Consider the following 22311-nt stretch of genomic DNA (forward strand, 5'->3'; position numbering starts at 1 on the left):
TTATTTGAGAAAGCCGGACCCCGCGCCAATGATCTTGTCGTCGAGATCGCCAATCGCCTTGTCGTCCTTTCCGTCGTAATCCATTTTCTTCAGCATGTGACGGATGAGGTTGAGCCGCGCGCGGCGTTTGTCGTTAGCGCGGATGACCGTCCAGGGCGCAAATTCCGTATGCGTCGCCTCGAGCATCCGCTCGCGTTTGTCGCTGTAGTCGCCCCATTTGGTGAGCGCCGCGATATCCATCGATGAAAGCTTCCATACCTTCAGCGGATCGTGCCTGCGGTCGTGGAAGCGCTTGAGTTGCATCTCGCGGCCGATATCCAGATAGAACTTGAAGAAGTGAATGCCTTCGTGGGCAATGATCTTTTCCAGCTGCGGCGCTTGCTTGAGAAAATCCTCATATTGCTTGGGCGTGCAAAACCCCATGACCGGTTCGACACCTGCGCGGTTGTACCAGGAGCGGTCAAAGAGAACGAACTCGCCGGCCGTCGGAAACTGGGCGATGTAGCGCTGGAAATACCATTGGCCGAGTTCGCGGTCATTCGGCTTGGCGAGTGCGACGACGCGGGCAAGGCGCGGGTTCATGTGGGCGGAGGAGGCCGAGATGGCGCCGCCCTTGCCGGCCGCGTCGCGGCCTTCAAAGAGCGCCATCACCCGTATGCCGGTCGCCTGCAGCCAGAACTGCACTTTGACCAGTTCGATCTGCAGCTTTTCCAGCTCTTCGAGATACTCTTCCTCTTTCAGCTTTTTCTTGTAAGGGAAATCCCCCGATTCCAGCGCCTCTTCATCGATCCAGTCCGGAAGCACCGGATCGTCGACATCGAAGACGCGCTTCTTGCCCCTGATGTCCAGTTCAACCGCGCGGCTTTCGACAGCTTCGGCCATATTTCCTTCTCCGCCTGTGGCTTTCTTCGCAGGCGATCATATTTTTCATTGAAAATCAAATCCGTCGCGGCAGGCAAAATTCCTGTGTGTATCGGTTGCGGCTTTTGCGGCAAATGGCAGCGGCGGAAAACTTCTGTCATGAATCACGGCTATCAGGCAGAGTTTGAACATAAGAACGACTCGACCGGGCGAGGAACACTTGGAAGACGAAATGCCATGGACAACGGGGCTCATGGCCCGCATACGGCAGCAGCGAACGGTTCTGCTCGCGGCGATCGTCATTGGCCTCGTTGCGCTTGCGGCCGGCATGAACAAGTGGGCGGTGCTGGCGCTTCTTGTCTTAATGATCGCCATTGTGCTTCTAAACAGCATGCCGGCCGTGCAGGCAAAGCTTGCGGAACCGCCGGAAGTCGAACCGGAAGCGCCAGCGAGTCTGCTGCCCGCCGTCTCGGCAACGCTGGCTGGCCTCGATATACCCGTGATGCTCCTCTCAGGCGATGCCTCCGTTCTCTTCCAGAACCGCGCCGCGGAAAAGGCCTTTGGCGAAGTGGTGATCGGGGCGCATATTTCTGCACGCCTGCGCTCGCCGGGCATTCTGGACATGGTGGGAGAGACGATCGCCACCAACGCTCCCAACCAGATCGAGCATTCCGAGCGCCTGCCGTCGGAGCGCGTCTATATTGTTCGCAGCGCGCCGATCGACCTCGGCGGTACCGGGAATGGCGAGCGCTTCTTCTTGCTTTCGTTCCGCGATATCTCCGAGGTGCGGCGTATCGATCGCATGCGGTCGGATTTTGTCGCCAATGCCAGCCATGAGCTGCGGACTCCGCTTGCGTCGCTCCGCGGTTTCATCGAGACGATCCAAGGCCCGGCAAAGAATGATCCGAAGGCGCAGGAGCGCTTCCTGGGCATCATGTTCGACCAGACGACTCGCATGAGCCGCCTTGTCGACGATCTTCTCTCGCTTTCCCGTCTTGAGCTCAAGTCGCACATCGCACCGGACGAGAAGGTCGATCTCGTGCCGCTGCTCGGCCATGTCAGGGACGCGCTGGTGCCGCTTGCCACGGAGGTTGGAGTCGAGATCAATCTGCACCTGCCGGAGGGCAAGGCGGAGGTTCTCGGAGACCGCGACGAACTGGTCCAGGTTTTTGAAAATCTCATGGAGAATGCATGCAAGTACGGCCAGGAGGGCAAGGTCGTCGATGTCCACGTCAAGAATGCATCCGGTGAGGCGGTTGAAGTCAGCATCGCAGATAAAGGCCCGGGCATTCCCGCGGAGCATGTGCCGCGCCTCACGGAGCGGTTTTATCGCGTCAATATCGAGGATAGCCGCTCCAAAAAGGGCACCGGTCTCGGTCTGGCGATCGTCAAGCATATCCTGACGCGTCACCGCGCACGGCTGATCGTCAAGTCCGAAATCGGTAAGGGAACGGAGTTTACCGTGCGTTTCTGACGACGTAAGCCCTGGAATATTGGTCGTGGATTTGACGCCGAAGTCTCGATTGCCAGACGCAAAAAACGGGCCCGCGAGGACCCGTTTCCGTTTTTACTTATCCGGCTCAGCTTGCGCGGGCTGCGGTCCGGCGGCGTTCGTTGACCGGCTGATAGGCAAGGCGCTGGTGATAGCTGCAATAAGGGGAAGAGTCCGGGCTGTCGCAGCCGCAGAAGTGGAAGTCGTCCTTCAGCGGGTCGCCGACCGGCCACTTGCAGGTACGCTCCGTGAGTTCCGTCAGACCGAGACGGCGGGAGATCGGCACGACAACGTTTGTGGCCGGACGATAGTCCATCTCCTCCATGAGATCGATTTCGACCTCTTCCTTGAGCATCGTCGCGCCCTGCTGGCGCGTGACGGTGCGGGTTGCCATCCGCGATGCGTAATTTGGTGCGCGGACAGCCGAAGTATTGCGCTTCGGCGCGCGTGCGGTCGTCGTCGCGCCGCCGGCCTTGGCGCGGCCCGGAAGGCTAAGCCTGTGGACCTTGCCAATGACCGCGTTCCTGCTCACTCCGCCGAGTTGCGCCGCGATCTGGCTTGCGCTCAACCCTTCGGACCAAAGCTTCTTGAGTTTTTCGACACGCTCGTCTGTCCAGTTCATGCCCTGTCTCCGCCGTTTAGCGTTGTGAAGGCAGAATCCCTCACCCTTGCTCCGGATACGTCCGAAGCAGGAAACGCCTGACCAATTGTGGTGACTAGTTCCGCCGCATGCAGTCTAGTAATTGAGTTTTAACCTAGTGTGAGGCTGACTCCGTGACAAGAGTCGCGGGAATCCGGATGAATCGAATTTCAAGTTTTCCCCAACTTGCTTCCCGAGCGAGTCATTTCTGCAACATTAGCTGTTGATAAATAGCTCGCCTGATCGGCTGCCGGCCGCACGCGCCCAAATCCGCAGTTTTGTTGACATTGCGGCGTGAAACGTAAATAGTGGCCCTCGCCGCCGAAAGGCGGCATTTTTAATTTTTCGGGCCTGGTTTTTAGCCGGAGTCCGGTTGCCCTAACGACGACAGGAGACCGCGCCATGGCTCAAGCCGCGCCGCTATATGACACCTATTCTCGCGCCCCTCTGCGGTTCGAGCGAGGTGAGGGCGTGTGGCTGATCACCGAGGGCGGCGAGCGATATCTGGATTTTGGCGCAGGCGTTGCCGTAACATCCGTCGGCCACGGCAATCCGCATGTCGTTGAAGCCCTGAAGGCGCAGGCCGACAAGGTTTGGCATCTGTCGAACATCTATGAAATTCCAGGCCAGGAGGCGCTTGCCAAGCGGCTGACCGACGTCACATTCGCCGACAAGGTGTTTTTCACCAATTCCGGGGCCGAGGCGCTGGAATGCGCGATCAAGACCGCGCGCCGCTATCAGTATTCCAAGGGCCATCCAGAACGCTTCCACATCATCACCTTCGAAGGCGCTTTCCATGGCCGTACGCTGGCGACGATCGCTGCCGGCGGTCAGGAGAAGTATCTCGAAGGCTTCGGTCCCAAGGCACCGGGTTTCGATCAGGTTCCGTTCGGCGATATCGAGGCGGTCCGCGCCGCGGTTACGGATGCGACGGCGGGCATCCTCATAGAGCCGGTGCAGGGTGAGGGCGGTATTCGTCCGGCGACAAACGAATTCATGAAGGCGCTCCGCCAACTCTGCGACGAGAAGGGCCTGTTGTTGATTCTTGACGAGGTTCAGTCCGGCGTCGGTCGCACAGGCAAGCTCTTTGCCCACGAATGGTCCGGCGTCACGCCGGATATCATGGCGGTGGCGAAGGGCATCGGCGGCGGCTTCCCGCTCGGCGCCTGCCTTGCGACCGCGGATGCCGCTTCCGGCATGAAGGCCGGCACGCATGGTTCCACCTATGGCGGCAATCCGCTTGCCATGGCGGTCGGCAGCGCAGTGCTTGACGTCATCCTGGCCGACGGTTTCCTGCAACATGTGCGCGACGTGGCGCTCGTGTTCCGCCAGGGCCTTGCCTCGCTGAAGGACCGCTATCCGGATGTTATCGAGAATGTGCGCGGCGAAGGCCTGATGCTCGGCATCAAGGCAGCCGTCCCGTCTTCCGAACTGCTGCAGGCCATTCGTGCTGCTCATCTTCTGGCCATTCCGGCGGGCGATAATGTCATCCGTCTCCTTCCGCCTCTGGTCGTCACGGCGGAGGAAGCGCGCGAGGGGCTTGCCCGCGTGGAACGCGCTGCCGAAAGCATTCGCGCCGCAAAGACCAAGAAGACGGCTTGAACGGATAGACGCCTCTCAAGGGGCATACAGGTAAGAACGACATGGCTTCCCCCAGACACTTTCTCGATCTCTCGGCGGTAACCGCATCCGATCTCAGGTCCATCATGGATGATGCGATCGTACGCAAGCAGGCCTTCAAGGCCGGCAAGGGCGATAAGCCGCTCGCAGGCAAGATGCTGGCAATGATTTTCGAGAAGCCCTCGACGCGCACACGCGTTTCCTTCGATGTCGGCATGCGCCAGCTTGGCGGCGAGACGCTTTTTCTCTCCGGCACGGAGATGCAGCTCGGCCGCGCGGAGGCGATCGGCGATACCGCCAAGGTGCTCTCGCGTTACGTCGACGCGATCATGATCCGCACCACGGAGCATCACCGCATGCTGGAACTTGCCGAACGCGCGACGGTGCCGGTCATCAACGCGCTGACGGACGACACACACCCCTGCCAGATCATGGCCGACATCATGACCTTCGAGGAGCATCGTGGTCCCGTCAAGGGTAAGACGATCGCCTGGACCGGCGATGGCAATAACGTGCTGCACTCGCTGGTCGAAGGCGCTGCCCGTTTTGGCTATCGCATGAACATGGCCGTGCCTCTTGGTTCCGAGCCGAAGGATCACTATCTGAACTGGGCCCGCAACGAGGGCGCCCAGATCATGCTTGGCCATGATGCCGACCGTGCGGTCGAGGGTGCCGATTGCGTGGTAACCGATACCTGGGTCTCCATGAATCAGGAACATCGGGCCCGCGGTCACAACGTTTTCCAGCCCTATCAGGTCAACGCGGCTTTGATGGCAAAGGCCGGCAAGGATGCATTGTTCATGCATTGCCTGCCCGCCCATCGTGGTGAGGAAGTGACGGACGAAGTGATCGACGGCCCGCAATCCGTGGTTTTCGATGAGGCGGAAAACCGTCTTCACGCGCAAAAGTCGATTCTTGCATGGTGCCTGGGTGTGATCTGAACCATACTGGGCGCCACCTTTGGCCTGATGGCCTCGTGGCCGCGCGAGTGGAAAGACTTCTGGTCTGCCGCTCGGACTACTAGGAGTAAGACCATGGCAGAAACCGCAAGTGCTCTCGGCGAGTTCGATTTCGCCGGCGATGATCACGTTGTCCCGTTCCAGGTAGAGGGCCTCGATGTGCGCGGTCGCGCGGTCCAGCTCGGTCCCATGCTGGATGCGATCCTCGAGCGCCACCACTATCCGGCACCCGTTGCCCGGCTCCTCGCCGAAGTCATTGTGCTGACGGTGCTTCTCGGGACGTCGCTCAAGTTCGAAGGCAAGTTCACGGTGCAGACCAAGGGCGATGGCCCTGTCGATCTCCTCGTCGCTGATTTCTCGACGCCGGAGAACGTGCGTGCCTATGCGCGCTTCGATCAGGCCCTGCTCGACAAGGCAGTCGCCGCCGGCCAAACCGAGCCGGAACAGCTTCTTGGAAAGGGCGTGCTGGCTTTCACCATCGACCAGGGTAAGTTCAGCCAGCCCTATCAGGGCATCGTCGCGCTCGACGGTACCTCGCTTGAGGATATTGCCGGCACATATTTCCGTCAGTCGGAGCAGATCCCGACACGCGTCCGCCTGGCTGCCGCCGAATTGTTTGACCGCGACGAGGCGGGTAAGCCGCGCCACCGCTGGCGCGCCGGCGGTCTCGTTGCGCAGTTCTTGCCGGAAGCGCCGGAGCGCATGCGCCAGCCCGACCTCCACGGCGGCGACGGCGATAACGCCGCGCTGGCACACAAGGAAGACGACGCCTGGACCGAAGCGCGCGCGTTGGTCGACACCATCGATGCGGACGAACTGACGGATCCGCAAGTCGGAATCGAACGCCTGCTCTTTCGCCTCTTCCACGAGCGTGGCGTGCGTGTTTTCAGTACCCGGGCAGTTTTCGACCGCTGCAGCTGCTCGCGCGAGAAGATCAAGAATGTGCTGAAGGGCTTTTCGGACGACGAGATCGACGCCAGCCAGGAGAATGGCGAGATTGCCGTTACCTGCGAATTCTGTTCCACGACCTACCGGTTTGAGGTCGTGGAAGTCGCATCGGCTGCGGAATGATCAATTCAGCACTCTGAGCAGCCCGGGAGAATCCAGCGAGAAGGCGGGTATCTCGACATCGAAAAGCTCGCCGTCCTCCGTTTCCATCTGGTAGTGCCCGAACATGAGGCCGGAAGGCGTATCGAGCGGACAGCCGGACGAGTATTCGTAGGTATCGCCGGGTTCCAGCCGGGGCTGCTCGCCGACGACCCCAGGGCCGGTCACCTCGTCCACCAGGCCGTTCTGATCGGTGATGTTCCAGTAGCGATTGATGAGCCGTACTGTCAGGTCCGAATTGTTGCTGATCACGATCCGGTAGCCCCAGACATAGCGATCATCATCCGGATCGGATTGCTCCTCCAGATAAAAGGGCTCGACGACAACTTCGATATCTCGTGTGAGGGCGCGGTACATGCCTTACACCATAGCCAAGATATGTTACCCGTATCTTATACAGCGCTCGATCCGTCAAGAAACGGCACATGCATCATCCTTCAAACCGCGATGATTGCACGTCGTTTCGAACATTAATCCTAATTTTCGAAGTTAATTCCCGTATTAAAGCGAAGCTCTTGCGCCATTTCTTAGGTGGAGCATGCGGCCGGACCGGCAAGGTCCGGCCGTCGCTATCGCAGGTCAGGACTTAACCTTTGAAAGAGCCTGAGCGAAATCTTCGATCAGGTCATCAGCATCCTCGATGCCGAGCGAAAGGCGAACGGTGCCGGGTGAAATGCCTAGTTCCGCGCGGGCGTCATCGCTCAGGTTCTTGTGCGTCGTCGTTGCCGGATGCGTGATCAGGCTCTTGGAATCGCCGAGATTGTTCGAGATTTTGATGATATCGAGCGCATTCTGCAACGCGAAGGCTGCTTCCTTCCCGCCCTTCAGCTCGAATGCGACGAGTGTCGAGCCGCCGGACATCTGCTTGGCGATGATATCGGCCTGCGGATGATCCTTGCGGCCCGGATAGATCACCTTGGCCACTTGCTTCTGTTCGGCAAGGAAGTCCGCGATCCTGGCAGCACTCGCCGTCTGCTGCTTGACGCGCAGCGGCAGCGTTTCGATGCCCTTCAGAAGCGTCCAGGCATTGAAAGGCGACATGGCCGGACCCGTGTGGCGGAAGTAGTCGTGCAGGTTTTCGTCGATCCATTCCCTGTCGGAAAGCACGACGCCGCCGAGGCAGCGGCCCTGGCCGTCGATATGCTTGGTCGCGGAATAGACGACGATATGGGCGCCGAGTTCCAGGGGCTTCTGGAAGAGCGGCGTTGCGAAGACGTTGTCGACGACCACCTTGGCGCCGATCTCGTCGGCGAGCTTGGCAACGCCTGCGATGTCGACCACTTCCAGCGTCGGGTTCGTCGGGCTTTCGAGGAAGAAGACCTTCGTCGCCGGGCGGATCGCCTTCTCCCAGTTTTCGAGATAGCGGCCGTCGATGAGCGTGCATTCGATGCCGTATTTCGGCGCAAGTGTTTCGACCACCCATCGGCAGGAGCCGAAGAGCGCGCGGGCGGCAACGATATGGTCGCCGGCCTTCAACTGGCAGAGGATCGCCGCGGTGACAGCAGCCATGCCGGAAGCGGTGGCGCGGGCGTCTTCGGCGCCTTCGAGCGCGCACATCCGCTTTTCGAACATATCGTTGGTCGGGCTTCCGTATCGGGCATAGATGAAGCCGTCCGTCTCACCCTTGAACCGGGCTTCCGCCGCTTCAGAGGTATCATAGACGAAACCTTGCGTCAGGAAGATCGCTTCCGAAGTCTCGCCATATTGCGAGCGCAGCGTCCCTTCGTGAACGAGTTGGGTTGCCGGGCGCCAAGTCTTGCTCATGCCATCACCACCTTCAAACAACAAAAAAACCGGCCGCAAAAGCAGACCGGTTTCATACCCGGTCTTTTTAGCCACTTCTTTAACGTGGCTGCAAGCCGACCGGCCAAATCACCACGGGATAAAGCTGCAATACTGCTGTTAGCTTCTTGCGTCAATTCCTTGAGTTTGGTTTTGTCTGAGGCAAATTATGGATGGAGCATGATGGCTCGCGAAACTGGAATCTTGGCCGATCGCGCAATTGCTGCGCTGTTTGAAACGGGCCGCCTCACGAGTGAGCGGGAACTGGATCGCGATCAGATCCAGCCGGCCAGCCTGGACCTGCGCCTGGGCGCCAAGGCGTTCCGCGTCCGGGCAAGTTTCATGCCGGGTCCCTCGCATCTCGTTGCCGACAAGCTCGACCGGCTGAGCCTGCACGTCATCGACCTCTCGGAAGGTGCCGTGCTCGAAACGGGCTGCGTCTATATCGTGCCTCTTATGGAGCGGCTCGATCTTCCGGCTGAAATGTCCGCCTCGGCCAACCCGAAGAGCTCGACTGGCCGCCTCGACATCTTCACCCGTGTCATTACCGATTACGCGCAGGAATTCGACAAGATTCCTGCCGGTTATTCTGGCCCGCTCTATCTGGAAATCAGCCCGCGCACGTTCCCCGTCGTCGTGCGCCGTGGCTCGCGCCTCTCGCAGATACGGTTCCGGGTTGGGTATTCGATTCTCGGCGAGCCGGAACTGCAGGCGCTGCATGATGCGGAAACGCTGGTCGCAAGCGCCAAGCCGAACGTTTCAGGCGGCGGCATTGCGCTGTCGATCGACCTGGCAGGCGACAAGGATGGCCTGATCGGCTACCGCGGCAAGCATCACACGGCCGTCGTCGATGTCGATAAGAAGGCCGAGCACGATATCTTCGATTTCTGGGAGCCGCTTTACAGCCGCGGTCGCAACGAATTGATCCTCGATCCGGATGAGTTCTATATCCTCGTTTCGCGCGAGGCCGTGCACGTTCCGCCGCACTACGCAGCCGAAATGACGCCCTTCGATCCGCTCGTCGGCGAGTTTCGCGTGCATTACGCCGGCTTCTTCGATCCAGGCTTCGGCCACGCGCCTGCCGGCGGCATGGGCAGCCGCGCCGTTCTCGAAGTCCGCAGCCATGAAGTGCCCTTCATCCTCGAGGACGGCCAGATCGTCGGCCGCCTGGTTTACGAGCACATGCTGGAGAAACCCGAAAGCCTTTATGGCTCCGGCCTTGGATCGAACTACCAGGCCCAGGGTTTGAAACTCTCGAAGCACTTCCGCATCTGAGAGCCTTGACACCGCCACCCATCTGTTGGAAGGCTTCCGTCATCGCGGGTGTAGCTCAATGGTAGAGCAGCAGCTTCCCAAGCTGAATACGAGGGTTCGATTCCCTTCACCCGCTCCAGCTGCTCACGATCCACAGGTGGGACGCCTATAAACGATTGGGCGGGCTCTAGCCGCCCGCTCTCAAAATTCTGTCCAATCGGCGTCCTTGTTTTCCGAAGCGCTGTTCATGCCGAATGCACCGGCAAGCGTCTGGCCAAGTGCGCGTGCAGGCGAAGCGGCGGGCCGCGTGCTCACTGTCGCCACGCGGATTGCGGGTTTTGATACCGGCGCCGGACGGGTCACCGCAGGCCGTGCTGGTGCTTGCGGCATCGGACGTGCCGCTGCGATGAAGCTATCCGTTCCGCTCAGCTTGAACTGGCCGAGCAGTTCGTTCAGCGCGGCGGCCTCCGTTGCCAGGCTGTGGCTTGCTGCCGTGCTCTCTTCGACCATGGCGGCATTCTGCTGCGTGCCCTGGTCCATGGTGTTCACGGCCGTATTGATTTCCTGCAGGCCTGTCGATTGCTCACGGGAAGCCTCCGCGATCGCGTGGACGTGCTGGTTGATCTCCTGCACCTCATGAACGATGGCGTCGAGCGCCTTGCCCGTTTCGCCGACAAGGGCAACGCCGGTCTGGACATGTGTGCCGGAATTGGTGATCAGCGACTTGATCTCCCTTGCCGCATTCGCCGAACGTTGCGCCAGTTCGCGCACTTCCTGAGCGACGACCGCAAAGCCCTTGCCCGCTTCGCCTGCACGTGCTGCCTCGACGCCGGCATTCAGGGCGAGCAGGTTCGTCTGGAAGGCGATGTCGTCGATCACGCCGATGATATTGCTGATCTCGGCCGAGGACTGCTCGATCTGCTGCATCGCCTTGACGGCATGGCGGACGACTTCGCCGGACTTCTCGGCGCCTGCGCGGGTGCGGGCAACGAGTTCGCTTGCTTCCTGCGCGCGGCGGGCGGCGTCCTTTACAGTCGTTGTGATCTGTTCCAGCGCGGCAGCGGTTTCCTCCACCGATGCGGCCTGCTGCTCCGTGCGCTTCGAAAGTTCGTCGGCCGATGAACGGATTTCATTCGCCCCCGCGCCGATCGCGCGCGCATTGGCGCCGACTGTACGCATGGCCTCGTTCAGCTTTTCGACCGAATGGTTGAAGTCTTGGCGCAATCCATCGAGATGTTCTGCGAACGGAACATCGATATGCGAGGCAAGATCGCCCGATGCGAGACGGCGCAGCCCGTCGCCGAGCGCCTCTGCCGCGCCGGATAATTCCGCCGCTTCGCGAGCCTTCTGGGCTTCGCGCTCGCGGCGTTCGCCATCGGTCAGGTTGCGATCGACTTCCGCCTGGGCTCCGAGCTGGATGCGCTCGATCGCGTTGGTGCGGAAAACTTCGAGCGCTTCGGCCATCTGGCCCACTTCGTCGCGGCGCTCGAGGCCCGGTACATCGCCGTCGGTCTCGCCTTCGGCAAGGCGTGTCATTCGCTCACGGAGCTTCGCCATCGGCGACGTGATGCCGGCCTGTGCGATGACGATGCCGAGCGCGATGGCGCCGATAACGGCCGCCGCGATTATCGCAAGGCAGAGATTGATGCGGTCATTGACGCTTGCCGAAACGGCGTCCCCGCCATCGTTGAGCATCGACATCAAGGCATCGTTATTCGCCGTCATCTTCGGTGTCAGTACGGTGAGCTTGGCGTTCAGCTGAGCGGCCGCAATTTGGGCTCCGGCGCTGTCGCCAGACTTGCTCATTTCGGCAACCTTGCTTGAAATCGTTTCTATTTCGGCGATTCCGCTGAGAATATCGTCTATCGCCGGCTTACGGCTGGGCACCAGAACGGCCGCCTCGTTAAGACGGTCACGCGCTTGCGGCAGCTTGCTCGGTGTGGAAAGCGCGGTATGGAAAGCGGGCGTGCCCGCCTTCAGGCTCGCCAGCCTCGTGGTCTGCAGCACGGCGGCGACGACAGACGCGCTGGCGCGCGAGCCTTGCATGGCCGCCAATGCTTCATGGTCGATGAAGGCGCTGTATGTCGCATCCGCATGACGGAACTCGGTGATGACGTAAATCAAACCGCCCATGGCGATCACCCCCAGAAGCATGAGGATGGACATGATCTTGGTTCGAATTTTCAGGTTCTTCAGCAGTGTTCGCATGGAAAATACCCGCTTTCTTAGGCCTTCTGCTTGCCCGGTATTCTGGAAAATCAATGGTTCGAAACTCGGCATAGAGCTGCGGCATGTTCGAAATGATCTGGTGAGGCTCGACGTCCGCGTCATGCAGCCGGCTGAAAAAAAGCCGTCGTCGTCTGCGGCATAAGAATCGATATTGCTTAACGGTGGCCTAACGTTCAAAGCCGATCCCCAGTAATTCGAGGCGCGCATTTCGTGCAATTTCCTAAGCTGGTATCTCGCTCGGTGTATGAGGCGTGTTGTCCCGGAAGAAGGGGTTCGTCCGGGGCTTCTAGCACGGCTCGCCACGCGGTGGCGCACAGCATGAGCCAGCCGAGCGGCGCCCGATCCATCGCAGCCGGGTCGCCTGTTTGCCGCTGTCGTCTGAATGAAGAGGGTAGCCCCAGAAGACGGTGAAGAGATCGATGCCGAAAGGATCGGCTAGGCGGGATGAGGAGGCCGATCTCGGCATGCGCCTTTTGTCGGACCGGATATCCGTTGCCGCGCGTCAAAGCCGAGGATACCCATCTGCCGTACCTCGATCCGGCCGTTTGCCATCGTCGAGACGGTGCGGCCCGGCGCATATTCCCCGAAACGCATGACTCTGATACACGGATCACCGAGCGACAATGCCCCGACCCCACGAGCCGGACATGAGACAATCTTTCCTCGCCTCTATAAGGTTTAAGGTTTTTTTTACCTTATTGCAATTAGTAGCTGCATTATCTGCTGCGCCTGGCTTTGCGCAGCAGACGCCGTCGTCGCTGCCGCTGCTTTTTGATGCTCGCGAAAGACTTGCCAAGCCGGACCTTTCGTCACTCGTCCGCCTCCGCTTTCTCACCTCCGTCGACTTCCCGCCTTTCAACTTTACCGATCAGAACGGCAAGCTGGCGGGTTTCAATATCGATCTGGCCCGCGAGATCTGCGATGAATTGGAAGTTGCTGCGAAATGCGAGATCCAGGCACTGCCCTTCGCCGATCTCAAGGAAGCGCTTGCAGCCTCCCAGGGCGATGCCGTCATCGCGGGACTGGCCGTAACCTCGGACTTGCGAAAGCAGTTTACCTTCACCCGTCCCTACCTCATGCTGCCGGCCCGCTTTGTGCGTAATGCGAAGGCAGAGATCAACGGGAATACCGCCGCATCGCTCTCCGGACGTCCGGTCGGCGTCGTCAAGGCGACGGTCCATGAGGCCATGCTTGCCGCCTTTTTTCCGGCAATAAAAGCCGTGCCTTTCGAGAACAAGGAAGCGATGCTTACTGCTCTTAAGGATGGCAAGGTGGATGCCGCCTTTGCCGATGCGCTGCAGCTGTCCTTCTGGGTTTCCTCCCAGGCGTCAGCAAAATGCTGTGCGCTCTTCGACGGCCCTTATCTGTCGGAGCAGTTTCTGGGGGAAGGCATGACGATCATGCTTCGCCAGAACGACGGCGTATTGACCGCAGCGCTGGACCACGCGCTTGCAGCGCTTTCCAGAAACGGCCGCCTGCAGGAAATCTATTTGCGTTATTTCCCTTACGGGCTCTTTTAACCCCTGCGGAAGCGGGCGATCGCACTGCGTTCGATGGCAGCGCAGGTGAGCTTGTCGAGTTCCAGCCTGTCGCGGAGCATGCTGAGCAACCGAAGCTCCTCGGCCTTGACCGAAAGGTCGGCGGAGGCGACTTCGACAGCAAGTGCATAGGCGGTATCGTAGAGCCGCGAAGGCAGCGTGTCCTTCACCGTTTCCAAAACGACATCGAGGCCTTCCGGTCCGGCCAGCAGCGATGCGCAGTCGCGGGCAATCGAAATCAGCTTGTCGTGGTCGAAATCCTTGAAGACCGGCAGAAAGCCGATCAGCTGGCCGATGCGCTCCATTTCCCGGTCGTTCATCGTGCTGTCGACAGCGGATGCCATCACCATCACGTAAATCAGCGCGTCATGGGCGGAAAGCGGCTTGTTCATTCGGTCATTCCCTCTGTTTCGGCAGGAGTTTAGGAATTGCCGTGCGCCATTACAAGGGATCGCTAGATCGGATCGAGAGGATTGTCCGGCGGCGGTCCGGGCGGCAACGTCAGCGGCGCGCCCTTGCGCGGATCCTCGCCATAGACGCCTTTCTTCTCCGCTTTGGCCTTCGCACCGGCTTCGGTCAGTGCCGATCCGGGAGCCGCATCCGCCCAGCCGTTTTCGACGAGCCATTGGGAAAGGTCCTGCGCGCCGATCTTGCAGGAGGCGGTCGCAATACCGGTCCAGTTGGCATCCGCCAGATCGCAGGTGACCGAGCGCAGCCGCAGAAAGAGCCGGAAATTCGTCTTCGCCAGCATGCCGCAAGGCCATTCGTTCCCATCCGGTTCTTTGCAGACTTTGTCGGCCTGTGTCGGAACGATACCGGCAAGGCGCAGCGTCCTGTTTCCGAAGGCGAGAATGCCTGCACTCTCGGCGACCGGCCTCGGCAATGTCGCGGCCTTCTGCGGCTCCGGCTTTGGCTTTTCCGGCCCGGCGGTGGCAACCCGTTCCAGCGGCTTGCCATCCGCCTGCGCTGGATAAAATCGGCTCGCTTCGTCAACCGGCCGCGCGCTCATGCTGATCTTTGGATCGGGAAGGGCAAGCGGCAGCTTTGGAGTCTCCTTGGATTCGGCAGTTGTGACGGGTTCTTCGCTCGCGGTTGCCGCCGCGTCCGGCCCGGCAAACCGCTCCCTGCCTGCCGCCAGCATCCCGGCGACGATTGTTATTCCCGCAACAGCTGTCAGAAGTGCTGCAGGCCGCATGGAAGATTTTCCTATTGGCTGGCCCAGATAATGCGCGCGATCCAATCCACATCGGAAAGCTCGATCGTCCGGTTCGGATGTTCGGGATTGAGAGACATCAGTTCGATGGAGCGCGGGCTCTGGCGCAGCAGCACCTTTGCCATCACCTCGCCCTCGCGCGTCTTGACGACGACGCGATCGTTGCGGCGCACCTGCGCGCCCGGCTCGACGATCAGCACGTCGCCGTCGCGATAAAGCGGCATCATGCTGTCGCCCTGCACTTCGAGCGCATAGACACCAGCCTTCTGTGAGGGGGCGGCAGGAAATTCCACCACATCCCATCCCTGGCCTGCCGGGAAACCGCCGTCGTCGAAAAAGCCACCCGCACCGGCCTGTGCGAAGCCGAGCAGGGGAATGGAGCTTCCCTGCGGCGGGAATGCGCCGTCCGGCAGCCCGGACAAGCTGATTGCCGGCCGCATGAAGCCCATGAACTGCTCCATGGTGGCGCCTGTCGCATCGAGTACCTTGGCAATCGATTCCGTCGAAGGCCAGCGCAGGCGGCCATCGGCAGATAGCCGCTTGGATTTGTTGAAGGAGGTGGGGTCGAGACCGGCCCGGCGCGCAAGACCAGACGGCGTCAGGTCATGCCGTTCGGCAAGCCTGTCGATCGCTGCCCAAATCTGCTGGTGTGACAGCATCTTGCCTGATCCTGCGCCCGGTGCCGCTCTCCAATCGGCAGGAAGACTAACGCCAAGCTTTCTCAGAGTAAAGAAAAAAGAGGAATAAAATCCTGTTCTGGAGTCAGGCGACCATCGCCATGTTGATCTTGCCGAGCTGGATGACGGCCTGCGTGCGGCTGTCGACGTTGAGCTTCAGGAGGATGGCCGAGACATGCGCCTTGATCGTCGCTTCGGAAACGCCGAGTTCGTAGGCGATCTGTTTGTTGAGCAGACCTTCGCCGAGCATGGTGAGCACGCGGCTTTGCTGCGGCGTCAGCGTGTGCAGGCGGTGAATGAGATCGGCCACGTCCGGATCCTGTTCATGGCCGTCGCGATAATTCTCCGGCGTCGCAATATCGCCGGCAAGCACCGTCTGGATGCTGCTGCGGATATCTTCGATGCCGGACGATTTGGAAATGAAGCCGGAAGCGCCGAGTTCCAGCGCGCGGCGGATCGTTGTCGCGTCGTCGGTTGCGGAAACGATGACGATCGGCAGGCTGGCGAATTCGGCACGCAGCGCCATCAGCCCGGAAAAGCCGCTGACGCCCGGCATGGCAAGATCGAGCAGCATGATATCCGCGTCCGGATGATCGGTTGCGGCAGCACGCGCGGCCGAGAAATCGCCAGCTTCCACGATCGCGTGCTGCCCCTCCATGCCGGTCACGGCCTGGCGCAGCGCATCCCGGAAAAGCGGATGGTCGTCCGCAATGATGATCGTCTGTTCCTGCATCGAAAACCCCCTCCCAAGAGCTCGATTCCATCCCCTCATGTGCGAGGCTTCGCGCCCCACATGCCTTCCGCTTCATATTACTACATCAAATCAGGTCTTCTGCGGAAGAGGCGCGGACTTTTCTTCCTCCTGGAATTGCTTCACCATACCCATGAAGCTTTTCATCATTCGCTCCATGATGCTGATCGAGCGGTCGATCTCAGCATCGGTGGGCAGCGCCTTGTTGACGATGCTCTTGTTTTCGAGCGCGGTCACGCGGTCGGAAAGCCTGTCGAGTTCGTCGTCATAAGCTGCGCGTTCGTCCGCCGCCATGCGGCAGACCAGCGAACCGTCCTTTTCCTCGCAAAGCGCCATCGCGCCCGTATGCTTGTCGAGGCGGACGAAATGGTCGCCGCTGCGCTCGAGCTGGAAGCGCGCAGGGTCCGGCTCGGCGGCGAGCGCTGTCAGCGGCAGAAGAATTGCGGCAATCCCGATTGCGATCGTCTTCATGATTGATCCTCCGGATTTCTGTTGCGGCTATCCTGTTTTTCATGGGGGAGCCGTGGACATCGCCGTTCCTTTCCGGCAAAGCGCTCACCTACAGCATCAGCCATTGCATGAGGCCATCATGAGCGTGACACCCGTCGTTTACAAGATCGTGACCGAGGCTCTCTGGCAAGAAGCCAGGCAAAGCGGCGTTTTTCACGGCGCAGGCATCGACCTTAAGGACAATTTCGTTCATCTCTCGACGGAAAAACAGGTGCGGCAGACCGTGGCACTGTTTTTCGCAGGCCAGCCGGGCCTGCTGCTCGTTGCCATTGATAGCGGCAAACTCGGCGACAAGCTGATCTTCGAACCCTCCAGGGACGGCGATCTTTTCCCGCATCTTTATGCCGAACTGCCGCTTTCGGCAGTTATCTGGGAAAGGCCGCTGCCGCTCGATGATGCCGGACAGCATATCTTCCCGGAACTCCTGTCATGATTGGCGCGTTCAAGCACACTGCCCGCAAGGGGCTCTTCCTCTTCGATCCCGAAACGGCGCACGGCATGTCAATCGCCGCACTTAAATCCGGCCTGGTTCCCGCCTGCCGTATTTCGCCTGATCCGCGGCTGGTGCAGACGGTCGCCGGCCTGACCTTCGAAAATCCGCTCGGCATGGCGGCCGGTTACGACAAGAATGCCGAAGTGCCGGAGGCCCTCTTGAAGCTCGGTTTCGGCTTTACCGAGATCGGCACGGTGACGCCCAAGCCGCAATCAGGCAATCCGCGCCCGCGCATCTTCCGCCTGGTGGACGACGAAGGAGTTATCAACCGCCTGGGCTTCAACAACGAGGGCCATGACGCCGCCTTCCGGCGTCTGTCGATGATCCGCGGCCAGGGCATTATCGGCGTCAACATCGGCGCCAACAAGGACAGCGAAGACCGTATCGCCGACTATGTGGCCGGCATCCGCCGTTTCTATTCGGTGGCGCGCTATTTCACCGCCAACATCTCCTCGCCGAATACGCCGGGCCTGCGTGACCTGCAGGCACGTGAGAGCCTGGCCGCTCTTCTGTCCGCCGTAATCGCCGCCCGCGATGAAGAGGCCGCGAGATCGGGCCGGAAAATCCCGGTCTTCCTCAAGATTGCGCCCGATCTCACCGAGGATGGCATGGACGATATCGCCGCCGAAGCGCTCTCCCATGGGCTGGAGGGCCTGATCGTCTCGAACACGACGCTCGCCCGCGACGGTCTGAAGGATCAGCGGCAGGCGAAGGAAGCGGGCGGTCTTTCCGGCAAGCCGCTTTTCGACAAGTCGACTGCGGTTCTCGCGAAAATGCGCAAGCGCGTCGGCGCAGCGCTCCCGATCATCGGCGTCGGCGGCGTCTCCTCGGCGGAGACGGCGCTGGAAAAGATCAGGGCAGGGGCCGATCTGGTGCAGCTTTATTCCGGCATGGTCTATGAGGGCCCAGGTCTTCCGGGCGAGATCGTGCGCGGCCTTTCAAAGCTCCTCGACCGTGAGCAGGTCTCGTCGATCCGCCAACTGCGAGACACGCGCGCTGATCACTGGGCGACCCGGAACGTCTGATAGGCCGCCGCTTCGCCAGCATGGACAGGAAGAAGCCGCGGAAGAGCTGGAAGGTGTTTTTCGACAGCCATGGTCCGCAGGTGCGGATCAGAATGTCAAGATTGAGCGCGAAGAGTTCCGCCAGCCGATGCTGCGAGAAGATTTCCGGGCGACTTGGCCGATCGGCGGCTTTGAAGCTTCTGAGAACGGGGAAGAGGCCAGCCAGCGCACCGGCCGTCTCGCCCACCATCGTGCCCCAGGCCACGCCGGCCGTTGATCAGCACCTGCAGAAAAAACCCGGTGCCGCCTTGCGAGCGCCCGAGCACCAAACCGAGGATCGCGTCGTTCGAGAGAGCTGCAGGGGCGGCAAGGATCCGGATGGAGAAATAGATGCAGGTCGGCTGCGCGACCGCCGATTCTAGCCACATGAACTTGAGCCCGGCCGAAAGCAACAGGGATCAGCTTGCGATTGACAGCGACGGCTGCCTTGGGGCGAGGTGCTCGGATCCTTTTCCTTTGAGCTCGGCAAACTAGTCGCCGCCTTCACGGAGGTACGGCTTGGAATTTCCAGTTATATTCCCCACCCCGACGGCAATATGGACTTATGCTATCTTTAGGGTGGCAACCTGTGCCTCTGCCTTCGTCACGGACGACTTTCGCTGCTCGGAACTTACGTTGACCCCGTCGGCAGCGATGACCTCAGGATTGGCGATGCCGATGAAAGCCAGCACGCTCTTCAGATAACTCAGCGTGTGCTCGAAGTTCTCGGCTGGTGAGCCCGGTCCGTAAAAGCCGCCGCGCGCCAACGCTATGATGACGCGCTTGTTGCCCACCAAGCCTTCGGGTCCCTTTTCGGTGTACCGGAAGGTCTTGCCGGGGACCGCGATGCGATCGATCCACGCTTTTAGTTGGCTAGGCACGCTGAGGTTATACTGGGCTACGCCGAGAACGACTGTGTCGGCTGCTAGAAACTCTTCCAGAACGGCTTCGCCAAGCGCAAGGTCGGCCTGAAGTGCGGAATCGTGGCTTGCTTTCAAGCCTCCCCTGACCACGGCGGTGTAGCTACCCGAGAGGTGCGGGATGGGCTGAGCTGCAAGGTCGCGGTAGACCACGTCAACGGTCGGATCGAGGCTCTTGAGCCGTGCGACCACCGCCGCCGAAAGCGCGCGGCTGACGGAGTTTTTGCCGAGAATGCTGGAATCGAGATGCAGAAGGGATGGCATCGATGAACCTCACACATGGGATTAGCAGGGATGAAAATGAACGAGCTAGGCAGTCTCGATCAATCTCAAAGTGAGATAAAAGTCATTTCGACGATATAGTCAAGATGGTGTATGATATTCGCCTGAAGTGGGCTCGCGCCCGCTTTCGATAGCCTCAACGGTGAAGTGTTAATTTTCAGAACGGCTCGTGCCTGCTGGCATCCCTCGATTGGAATGTTCCCCCTACGGGTGGGTGGAGCCAGTCAAGGGCAAGCCGCAATTGCGCTAATAAGTCAAAACGACTATATAGTCATAACGACCCGGGTGGTTTGCGGAACAGGTTGACGAATGGCGAAGATAAATCTGGAGCGCAGGGCGAAGATCGGGCGCGAAAGGCGGGCGAAGACGCGCGCGCAAATCGTCGAAGCGGGGGCGATGTTGCTTGCGGAAGGGCCCCCCAAGGCCTTCACGGTGGATGCCGTTGCAGAGGCAGCAGGGGTTGCCAAGGGGACTTTCTACTATCACTTCCAGAACATTGAGGAGTTGGTTGCTGCGGTAAGTGCGCAACTCGGCCAGAGCTTCGACGACGTGCTGACGCCCGCCCGGACCAAGCTGCGGGACCCGATCGCGCGCCTGTCCTTCGCCTTCACGCAATCGCTGGAAAAAGCGATTTCAGACACCGGCTGGGCGCGGCTGGTAGTTCAGACGTCGAAAACCCCGAACGAGTTCGGCCGCAGTGTTCGCGACAATCTCAAAGCCGAGATTGCCGAGGCGATTGCCCAAGGGCGTGTGACAGTGCAGGACCCGGAACTGGCTGCCGATATTTTCGTGGGAATTTGGCTGCAGGTGACACGTGGCATTCTCGAGCGAGTCGCCCCACCTGACTTGTCCAACCTGGCTCTGGAGGCGGCACTTCGGGCCATCGGGAGTGCCAATCTTAAGAGCCGGAGTCTATGAGGATTCTGGTGAAGCTGTCTGTGTCGGCATGATGGAGCACGGACTATGCTACCCGCCCACCGGGTTTGCCCTCGCAAAACAGTCCGAAAACGCGAAGTTTGCACCGTATATTCGTTACTTCGTCGAGCTTCCAGAAGACCTTTCCAACATAGGAGCGGCTGGTAAGCGCACAAGCACCGACTTTGCCTCCTGAGCATTGAGGCCGATCGCGCGCAGCATCGCGCCGATGGCCGCGTCACGGTCGAGCGAGGACAGCCTGCCTTCGCCGAGTGCACGCAAGATCTGGAGCATGATCCCGACGACAATCTCCAGTTTCAGCTCCGCAGACACTCCGTCGTCCGGCAACGCCTTCGAGAACTGCTGCAGGTCTTCAAAGAGGCGGAGGCGGGCCATCTCGCCACCCTTCGGAGCTACCGCCGCCAGTCTTGCGACAACACTGGCCCATCGAGGGTCGTTGAGAGCCTTGTCGATGAATGAACAGCACCCGAAGGCAATCCTTAGAGCAGGCTCGGCGAGGGAGACCCGGCCCGGCTGCAGCAGTTCGTCGAAGGAATGCACCAGTTCCTCGGCAACCGCTGCAGTCACTGCCTCTAGGCTGTCGAAATGAACGTAGAAGGTTCCCTTGGCGACGCCGGCCTCCTTAACGACGTCATCCACTGTAACCGATTCCACCGCCTGCCTAGCAAACAGCGAATTGGCAGCAGCAACAAGCTGCGCGCGAGTTCTCGCGCGCTTTTCGCGCCCGATTTCGGCGCGTCGGATCGGATTGATTTTGGCCATTGTACAGACAACCTTAAACTGGATCATGCAAATAGGTCATATTGACCAGAATGTCCAGTTACGAACCGATGCGCCGCTTTGAGCCATTCCCGGCGCCGTCTACGCAAACGCACTCCGTCACGCGTTCCATCCGCGACCGACCATCATTCGAAGAAGCATGTAGGTGGCAGGCTGGTTCGTGAGAGCTTCGGCCAAAAATTTTTTTGCATCGCACAAATGCACGGCGGTCATATTGACAATATAGTCGAATTGACCTATAGGTCAGATTGACATGGAAGCCCACTCAACATGCCGGGCTTCCTTATGATCAAACCCCTACAACCTCGATCCTTTCGAGCGGAGGCTTTCATGCGCCCGTCATCCGGTCAGTTCCTTTGTGTCTGTGTTGCCAGCCTTTGTCTCTCTGGCCGTTGCGAAGTCGGCGGACTTGCAGTGGCGGCCACGCTCACCCCGGTCTTCCTACCGGCCTTCTACGTCGCCGTGAATCACTTCCAGGAGACGGGCGAGCCGGCGACAGATCCGGGTCCGCTCGCGGCGCCTTTTCTCGCACTCCTGCACTGAGGGGAGCAGAGCCATGCCGGAGATCCCAACGTCTCTCCTTGACCGCTTTCTTCGATCGGATGCCCCGATCTACGCAGCGCCAAGTGAGAACAAGCGCGACTATGTAGACAAGATGCTGCTTGCCGCGTTGCAGGAAGCGCAAGTGACGGCGCGCTCCTATGACACAAAAGCGCAGATCGTTGGCGCCGGCTATATCCTGGCGCTCAATCTGGTGCTGCACTTCGGCGATCTCCTGCCGACACGTGCACCGCTCGGCCCCCTGTTCTACGCCGTGGTCTGGGGTGTCGTCATTCTGCCGATCCTGCAGTTCGGGCACGTGCTCTATCCGAGCCGGACCCGCGCAGAAAAGGAACTGCTCGCAAAAACGTCCCCTGCTTCCCATCAGCGCGTCTACTATGTCGATCCCGACACTTTCGCCGATCTCCAAGATTTCGTCCAACAGGCCCTGAGGTCCGACTGGACCTCGGTGCTCGGCGCCGAATTGCTCAAGACATCTCGCGTCAGGATCATCAAGCAATTGCGCTTTCGGCGGGGCCTTATGATGGCCGTCGTGTCTTTCATTGTCCTCGGAGGCGAGCAAATTTATCGAAGCCTCACCATCGCCTGACAAGGAGCGGCAGGCGGGGACGAGCATCTGCGGTGATGGGTCCCCGCGTGGCTCAGGATCGATGACACGAGCTA

Annotated in this window: 23 protein-coding genes, 1 tRNA gene, 1 pseudogene and 1 riboswitch; of the genes and pseudogenes, 12 read left to right on the top strand and 13 right to left on the bottom strand. The window is 60.2% G+C overall.

Annotated elements, in window-relative coordinates; all coding sequences use genetic code 11:
- Positions 1 to 882 carry a polyphosphate kinase 2 gene (ppk2, locus tag QA644_RS00745; protein WP_194728845.1) on the bottom strand — a complete coding sequence of 294 codons (882 nt, stop codon included), beginning with the start codon at positions 880 to 882 and terminating at the stop codon, positions 1 to 3.
- A gap of 232 nt (positions 883 to 1114) precedes the next feature.
- Here ppk2 and phoR point away from each other — a divergent pair, with 232 nt between their 5' ends.
- Positions 1115 to 2335: a phosphate regulon sensor histidine kinase PhoR gene (phoR, locus tag QA644_RS00750; RefSeq protein ID WP_239599629.1), complete on the top strand. Its 1221-nt coding sequence runs from the start codon at positions 1115 to 1117 to the stop codon at positions 2333 to 2335.
- Positions 2336 to 2441: 106 nt separating this feature from the next.
- On the opposite strand, the gene QA644_RS00755 is transcribed toward phoR, so the two are convergent.
- Complete coding sequence (locus QA644_RS00755; RefSeq protein ID WP_074066548.1) at positions 2442 to 2975, bottom strand: GcrA family cell cycle regulator; 534 nt, start codon at positions 2973 to 2975, stop codon at positions 2442 to 2444.
- Between the two features lie 420 nt (positions 2976 to 3395).
- Between QA644_RS00755 and QA644_RS00760 the strand changes: the two genes are divergently transcribed.
- The 3 genes from QA644_RS00760 (at position 3396) to QA644_RS00770 (ending at position 6643) form a co-directional block, all read left to right on the top strand.
- Positions 3396 to 4595: an aspartate aminotransferase family protein gene (locus QA644_RS00760; RefSeq protein ID WP_239595691.1), complete on the top strand. Its 1200-nt coding sequence runs from the start codon at positions 3396 to 3398 to the stop codon at positions 4593 to 4595.
- A gap of 41 nt (positions 4596 to 4636) precedes the next feature.
- Entirely contained in the window at positions 4637 to 5554 is a 918-nt protein-coding gene (gene argF, locus QA644_RS00765) for an ornithine carbamoyltransferase (RefSeq protein ID WP_283070623.1), read from the top strand.
- A gap of 93 nt (positions 5555 to 5647) precedes the next feature.
- Positions 5648 to 6643 (top strand): Hsp33 family molecular chaperone, encoded by a 996-nt coding sequence (locus QA644_RS00770; RefSeq protein WP_039843838.1) that lies wholly within the window; start codon positions 5648 to 5650, stop codon positions 6641 to 6643.
- On the opposite strand, the gene apaG is transcribed toward QA644_RS00770, so the two are convergent.
- Positions 6644 to 7036: a Co2+/Mg2+ efflux protein ApaG gene (apaG, locus tag QA644_RS00775; RefSeq protein WP_022713591.1), complete on the bottom strand. Its 393-nt coding sequence runs from the start codon at positions 7034 to 7036 to the stop codon at positions 6644 to 6646.
- 222 nt (positions 7037 to 7258) lie between these two features.
- Positions 7259 to 8443, bottom strand: a complete 1185-nt coding sequence (locus QA644_RS00780) for an O-succinylhomoserine sulfhydrylase (protein ID WP_283070626.1) — start codon at positions 8441 to 8443, stop codon at positions 7259 to 7261.
- A 46-nt stretch (positions 8444 to 8489) separates the two neighbouring features.
- Positions 8490 to 8568, bottom strand: a riboswitch (SAM riboswitch).
- Between the two features lie 73 nt (positions 8569 to 8641).
- On the opposite strand from QA644_RS00780, the gene QA644_RS00785 reads away from it, so the two are divergent.
- On the top strand, positions 8642 to 9736 hold the full coding sequence (locus tag QA644_RS00785; protein WP_194728849.1) for a 2'-deoxycytidine 5'-triphosphate deaminase: 1095 nt from the start codon (positions 8642 to 8644) through the stop codon (positions 9734 to 9736).
- A 44-nt stretch (positions 9737 to 9780) separates the two neighbouring features.
- A tRNA-Gly gene (locus QA644_RS00790) sits at positions 9781 to 9854 on the top strand.
- 62 nt (positions 9855 to 9916) lie between these two features.
- Here QA644_RS00790 and QA644_RS00795 read toward each other — a convergent pair.
- A complete protein-coding gene (locus QA644_RS00795) occupies positions 9917 to 11914 on the bottom strand; it encodes a methyl-accepting chemotaxis protein (RefSeq protein ID WP_194730065.1) in 1998 nt (665 codons plus the stop codon).
- Between the two features lie 677 nt (positions 11915 to 12591).
- On the opposite strand from QA644_RS00795, the gene QA644_RS00800 reads away from it, so the two are divergent.
- Positions 12592 to 13464: a transporter substrate-binding domain-containing protein gene (locus QA644_RS00800; RefSeq protein WP_283070628.1), complete on the top strand. Its 873-nt coding sequence runs from the start codon at positions 12592 to 12594 to the stop codon at positions 13462 to 13464.
- Here the strand turns inward: QA644_RS00800 and QA644_RS00805 are convergent.
- The 5 genes from QA644_RS00805 to QA644_RS00825 all read right to left on the bottom strand — a co-directional run bounded on the left by QA644_RS00805 (position 13461) and on the right by QA644_RS00825 (position 16594).
- Complete coding sequence (locus QA644_RS00805; RefSeq protein ID WP_074066554.1) at positions 13461 to 13874, bottom strand: tellurite resistance TerB family protein; 414 nt, start codon at positions 13872 to 13874, stop codon at positions 13461 to 13463. The two genes, QA644_RS00800 and QA644_RS00805, sit on opposite strands and share 4 nt — an antisense overlap.
- 62 nt (positions 13875 to 13936) lie before the next feature.
- Positions 13937 to 14677 carry a thermonuclease family protein gene (locus tag QA644_RS00810; protein ID WP_283070629.1) on the bottom strand — a complete coding sequence of 247 codons (741 nt, stop codon included), beginning with the start codon at positions 14675 to 14677 and terminating at the stop codon, positions 13937 to 13939.
- Between the two features lie 11 nt (positions 14678 to 14688).
- Positions 14689 to 15354 (bottom strand): helix-turn-helix transcriptional regulator, encoded by a 666-nt coding sequence (locus tag QA644_RS00815; protein WP_283070631.1) that lies wholly within the window; start codon positions 15352 to 15354, stop codon positions 14689 to 14691.
- A 103-nt stretch (positions 15355 to 15457) separates the two neighbouring features.
- Positions 15458 to 16105, bottom strand: a complete 648-nt coding sequence (locus QA644_RS00820; RefSeq protein ID WP_194728853.1) for a response regulator transcription factor — start codon at positions 16103 to 16105, stop codon at positions 15458 to 15460.
- A gap of 90 nt (positions 16106 to 16195) precedes the next feature.
- Positions 16196 to 16594, bottom strand: a complete 399-nt coding sequence (locus QA644_RS00825) for a hypothetical protein (protein WP_022713602.1) — start codon at positions 16592 to 16594, stop codon at positions 16196 to 16198.
- 118 nt (positions 16595 to 16712) lie between these two features.
- Here QA644_RS00825 and QA644_RS00830 point away from each other — a divergent pair, with 118 nt between their 5' ends.
- Together QA644_RS00830 and QA644_RS00835 are read left to right on the top strand one after the other, a co-directional pair.
- Positions 16713 to 17066 (top strand): DUF952 domain-containing protein, encoded by a 354-nt coding sequence (locus QA644_RS00830; RefSeq protein WP_283070634.1) that lies wholly within the window; start codon positions 16713 to 16715, stop codon positions 17064 to 17066.
- A complete protein-coding gene (locus tag QA644_RS00835) occupies positions 17063 to 18151 on the top strand; it encodes a quinone-dependent dihydroorotate dehydrogenase (RefSeq protein WP_283070636.1) in 1089 nt (362 codons plus the stop codon). Before QA644_RS00830 ends, QA644_RS00835 begins: the two co-directional genes overlap by 4 nt.
- An 82-nt stretch (positions 18152 to 18233) precedes the next feature.
- On the opposite strand, the pseudogene QA644_RS00840 reads toward QA644_RS00835, so the two are convergent.
- Both QA644_RS00840 and QA644_RS00845 read right to left on the bottom strand, forming a co-directional pair.
- Positions 18234 to 18585, bottom strand: a pseudogene (locus QA644_RS00840) (MATE family efflux transporter); the annotation flags it as partial.
- Between the two features lie 147 nt (positions 18586 to 18732).
- Positions 18733 to 19353, bottom strand: a complete 621-nt coding sequence (locus QA644_RS00845; RefSeq protein ID WP_283070638.1) for an FMN-dependent NADH-azoreductase — start codon at positions 19351 to 19353, stop codon at positions 18733 to 18735.
- 327 nt (positions 19354 to 19680) lie between these two features.
- On the opposite strand from QA644_RS00845, the gene QA644_RS00850 reads away from it, so the two are divergent.
- Entirely contained in the window at positions 19681 to 20289 is a 609-nt protein-coding gene (locus QA644_RS00850; protein WP_283070640.1) for a TetR/AcrR family transcriptional regulator, read from the top strand.
- A gap of 114 nt (positions 20290 to 20403) precedes the next feature.
- On the opposite strand, the gene QA644_RS00855 is transcribed toward QA644_RS00850, so the two are convergent.
- Positions 20404 to 21069 carry a TetR/AcrR family transcriptional regulator gene (locus tag QA644_RS00855; RefSeq protein WP_194728859.1) on the bottom strand — a complete coding sequence of 222 codons (666 nt, stop codon included), beginning with the start codon at positions 21067 to 21069 and terminating at the stop codon, positions 20404 to 20406.
- Positions 21070 to 21417: 348 nt separating this feature from the next.
- Between QA644_RS00855 and QA644_RS00860 the strand changes: the two genes are divergently transcribed.
- Together QA644_RS00860 and QA644_RS00865 are read left to right on the top strand one after the other, a co-directional pair.
- The gene (locus QA644_RS00860) at positions 21418 to 21630 is read left to right on the top strand and encodes a hypothetical protein (protein ID WP_283070642.1); all 213 of its coding nucleotides are present in this window, start codon (positions 21418 to 21420) and stop codon (positions 21628 to 21630) included.
- A gap of 13 nt (positions 21631 to 21643) precedes the next feature.
- Complete coding sequence (locus QA644_RS00865) at positions 21644 to 22237, top strand: hypothetical protein (RefSeq protein WP_283070644.1); 594 nt, start codon at positions 21644 to 21646, stop codon at positions 22235 to 22237.
- Positions 22238 to 22311 lie beyond the last annotated feature (74 nt).

It is taken from the genome of Rhizobium sp. CC1099 (assembly GCF_029714385.1).
In the GTDB taxonomy this organism is placed as follows: domain Bacteria; phylum Pseudomonadota; class Alphaproteobacteria; order Rhizobiales; family Rhizobiaceae; genus Rhizobium.

Bases quoted from the DNA above. Each gene is read 5' to 3' on its own strand.
- ppk2 (WP_194728845.1), bottom strand. From the start codon at position 882: ATGGCCGAAGCTGTCGAAAGCCGCGCGGTTGAACTGGACATCAGGGGC.
- phoR (WP_239599629.1), top strand. From the start codon at position 1,115: ATGGCCCGCATACGGCAGCAGCGAACGGTTCTGCTCGCGGCGATCGTC.
- QA644_RS00755 (WP_074066548.1), bottom strand. From the start codon at position 2,975: ATGAACTGGACAGACGAGCGTGTCGAAAAACTCAAGAAGCTTTGGTCC.
- QA644_RS00760 (WP_239595691.1), top strand. From the start codon at position 3,396: ATGGCTCAAGCCGCGCCGCTATATGACACCTATTCTCGCGCCCCTCTG.
- argF (WP_283070623.1), top strand. From the start codon at position 4,637: ATGGCTTCCCCCAGACACTTTCTCGATCTCTCGGCGGTAACCGCATCC.
- QA644_RS00770 (WP_039843838.1), top strand. From the start codon at position 5,648: ATGGCAGAAACCGCAAGTGCTCTCGGCGAGTTCGATTTCGCCGGCGAT.
- apaG (WP_022713591.1), bottom strand. From the start codon at position 7,036: ATGTACCGCGCCCTCACACGAGATATCGAAGTTGTCGTCGAGCCCTTT.
- QA644_RS00780 (WP_283070626.1), bottom strand. From the start codon at position 8,443: ATGAGCAAGACTTGGCGCCCGGCAACCCAACTCGTTCACGAAGGGACG.
- QA644_RS00785 (WP_194728849.1), top strand. From the start codon at position 8,642: ATGATGGCTCGCGAAACTGGAATCTTGGCCGATCGCGCAATTGCTGCG.
- QA644_RS00800 (WP_283070628.1), top strand. From the start codon at position 12,592: ATGAGACAATCTTTCCTCGCCTCTATAAGGTTTAAGGTTTTTTTTACC.
- QA644_RS00805 (WP_074066554.1), bottom strand. From the start codon at position 13,874: ATGAACAAGCCGCTTTCCGCCCATGACGCGCTGATTTACGTGATGGTG.
- QA644_RS00810 (WP_283070629.1), bottom strand. From the start codon at position 14,677: ATGCGGCCTGCAGCACTTCTGACAGCTGTTGCGGGAATAACAATCGTC.
- QA644_RS00815 (WP_283070631.1), bottom strand. From the start codon at position 15,354: ATGCTGTCACACCAGCAGATTTGGGCAGCGATCGACAGGCTTGCCGAA.
- QA644_RS00820 (WP_194728853.1), bottom strand. From the start codon at position 16,105: ATGCAGGAACAGACGATCATCATTGCGGACGACCATCCGCTTTTCCGG.
- QA644_RS00825 (WP_022713602.1), bottom strand. From the start codon at position 16,594: ATGAAGACGATCGCAATCGGGATTGCCGCAATTCTTCTGCCGCTGACA.
- QA644_RS00830 (WP_283070634.1), top strand. From the start codon at position 16,713: ATGAGCGTGACACCCGTCGTTTACAAGATCGTGACCGAGGCTCTCTGG.
- QA644_RS00835 (WP_283070636.1), top strand. From the start codon at position 17,063: ATGATTGGCGCGTTCAAGCACACTGCCCGCAAGGGGCTCTTCCTCTTC.
- QA644_RS00845 (WP_283070638.1), bottom strand. From the start codon at position 19,353: ATGCCATCCCTTCTGCATCTCGATTCCAGCATTCTCGGCAAAAACTCC.
- QA644_RS00850 (WP_283070640.1), top strand. From the start codon at position 19,681: ATGGCGAAGATAAATCTGGAGCGCAGGGCGAAGATCGGGCGCGAAAGG.
- QA644_RS00855 (WP_194728859.1), bottom strand. From the start codon at position 21,069: ATGGCCAAAATCAATCCGATCCGACGCGCCGAAATCGGGCGCGAAAAG.
- QA644_RS00860 (WP_283070642.1), top strand. From the start codon at position 21,418: ATGCGCCCGTCATCCGGTCAGTTCCTTTGTGTCTGTGTTGCCAGCCTT.
- QA644_RS00865 (WP_283070644.1), top strand. From the start codon at position 21,644: ATGCCGGAGATCCCAACGTCTCTCCTTGACCGCTTTCTTCGATCGGAT.